The organism is Mycobacterium sp. (assembly GCF_049280035.1).
Lineage (GTDB): Bacteria > Actinomycetota > Actinomycetes > Mycobacteriales > Mycobacteriaceae > Mycobacterium.
The window spans coordinates 1-1,790 of the sequence record NZ_JBAPPI010000244.1 but is presented as its reverse complement, the minus strand read 5'-3'; the positions used below and the strand labels follow the sequence as shown (position 1 = coordinate 1,790).

Genomic DNA, 1,790 nt, shown 5'->3' with positions numbered 1-1,790 from the left:
GCCGGCCCGCGGGTCGGATTGCCCGACTTTGTCACCGCGTTCAACGCCGCGATTGAAAGCTGTTTCCGGGTAGTGAATTTTCTCGACATTGTGCCGTACGTTCCGCCGGCGCCCTACGTGCATGTTGGCGCCCAGATCACCGTCGATAGCGGCGGGCCGGTCCAGATCGCGTGGCGGCACAGCCTGATCGCCTATCAAAACGGACTATCGGAACTCATCGCCGCCCAGCAATAGGCCGACGCTCCCGGCGCCGAGGGGCATGCACCTCGAGCACCGGGAGCGACAGTCTTGTTAGGCGCCAACCTCCAAAACGCCGGCGCGCCACAGCGCGGCGTAGAGCTGACGCAACGGGACGCAGAGCAACCGAGCGGCTCCGACGACCAACGGGTCGCCGACGACCAGCTGTTGTTCGGGCCGCCTGGAGGTCCGCTTGGGCGCCGGCACTGCCATCGGCGTCGGGGCAGGCACTGCCCTGAGCCGGCGTGCGGGCGTCGCCGTTACCACTTCGTCGTACAGTACAGCGGTCATGATCGCCTCCTAAGCGGAAAGTCAAACGGGCATAACGGGATTCGATGTCCGTCCGAAACGGCGTCCGATGAGGCGACGTGCGGCCTAGGCCTAAGAAGGCTCAGCTGCGAGCGACGCGCTGGAGACCGGATCGGGACGACACAGAGCCCGGATATCGATCCGGACTAGAACTGGAACTCATTCGTCCCTCACCTCCTCGCGGTCGCGCCACGTGCGGGTTTACCGCACAATTCACACGCAAGCAGGAGCACAGGAGACCCGAAAAACTCGGGAAAACCGCACCCCACTCGTCACAGCTTTGGCAATACACGGCGTGTCCGGAGATTCCGGAAGCCACTTGGGCTCAACCCTTAACCCGGGAGGAGCTGTCCTGACCCTGGGCGTCTCTCGACGTTCGGGGTCAGTGGCCTATATCCGTGTAGACGCCTCACCTAACGAGGTGCTTACCCTGTCGATGATGCCCGAACATTCCGCCCGGGTCAATTCGCCACACCGATTACCCCTGACCAGCCGTTATGGTTCCGTAACCCGCCCCGGGGTCTAGTGGGGCATAGGCGTCGCGCAGCAACAGCTTGGCGGTCGCCTTGTCTTTTTCGAAGAACTCGTCAAACAGATCGTCCTTCGAATCGAAGTACTGGTAGATCGAGCCGTACGCCAAATTCGCCTCCTTGGCGACGTCGGCGCTCGGCGATAGTCGTTGAGTGAAAACCGTTGCTCGCGAACACTTTTTTGGCCGCGGCCATGATCTCGTCACGCCGTCGCGTCATGTCGCCGTCGCTGACCGCCGGCCGCCGACGCGTCCGGGTCTCGTCGCTCACCGGTCCACCAGCTCGTCGAGTCGCCCGACGGCGTCGATGAACTCCGACACCATGTCCAGCACCACCGACGCAGTCGGCTGCACTTTGTTCAGCGAGCCCACGACTTGACCGACGAAATAGGTGGCCAGCTCGCGTGCCTTGGCATCCGGCTGGGCGGCGGCCCGGTTGATGCGGACTTGGGGGTCGCCGATCAATGCGCTCTGCAGGGGCATGCCGAGCGGATCGGGGCTGTCGGCCCGCTCCCACTCGTCGGTCCACGCGGTGCGCAGCATGCGTGCGGGCTTGCCGGTCAACGACCGCGATCGCACGGTATCCGATGAACTGGCGGCCAGGAACTTGTCCTTGACGACGGGCAATGTTTCGGCTTCCTCGGTGGTCAGCCACACCGAACCGCACCACACGCCTTCGGCGCCCAGCGCCAGCGCCGCGGCGATCTGACGGCCG

At 64.3% G+C, this 1,790-nt stretch carries 2 protein-coding genes, 2 pseudogenes and 1 riboswitch; of the genes and pseudogenes, 1 reads left to right on the top strand and 3 read right to left on the bottom strand.

Annotated elements, in window-relative coordinates; translation table 11 throughout:
• Nucleotides 1-234: pseudogene (locus tag WAN71_RS07775) on the top strand (lipase family protein); the annotation flags it as partial.
• A gap of 57 nt (nucleotides 235-291) precedes the next feature.
• Here WAN71_RS07775 and WAN71_RS07770 read toward each other — a convergent pair.
• The 3 genes and pseudogenes from WAN71_RS07770 to WAN71_RS07760 form a co-directional block, all read right to left on the bottom strand.
• Nucleotides 292-528 carry an Rv1535 family protein gene (locus WAN71_RS07770; RefSeq protein WP_422224778.1) on the bottom strand — a complete coding sequence of 79 codons (237 nt, stop codon included), beginning with the start codon at nucleotides 526-528 and terminating at the stop codon, nucleotides 292-294.
• Nucleotides 529-803: 275 nt separating this feature from the next.
• Nucleotides 804-974, bottom strand: a riboswitch (M-box (ykoK) riboswitch).
• A 161-nt stretch (nucleotides 975-1,135) separates the two neighbouring features.
• A pseudogene (locus WAN71_RS07765) lies at nucleotides 1,136-1,295 on the bottom strand (helix-turn-helix domain-containing protein); the annotation flags it as partial.
• A 47-nt stretch (nucleotides 1,296-1,342) separates the two neighbouring features.
• A partial coding sequence (locus WAN71_RS07760) for a nitronate monooxygenase (RefSeq protein WP_422224777.1) occupies nucleotides 1,343-1,790 on the bottom strand: 448 nt, incomplete at its 5' end.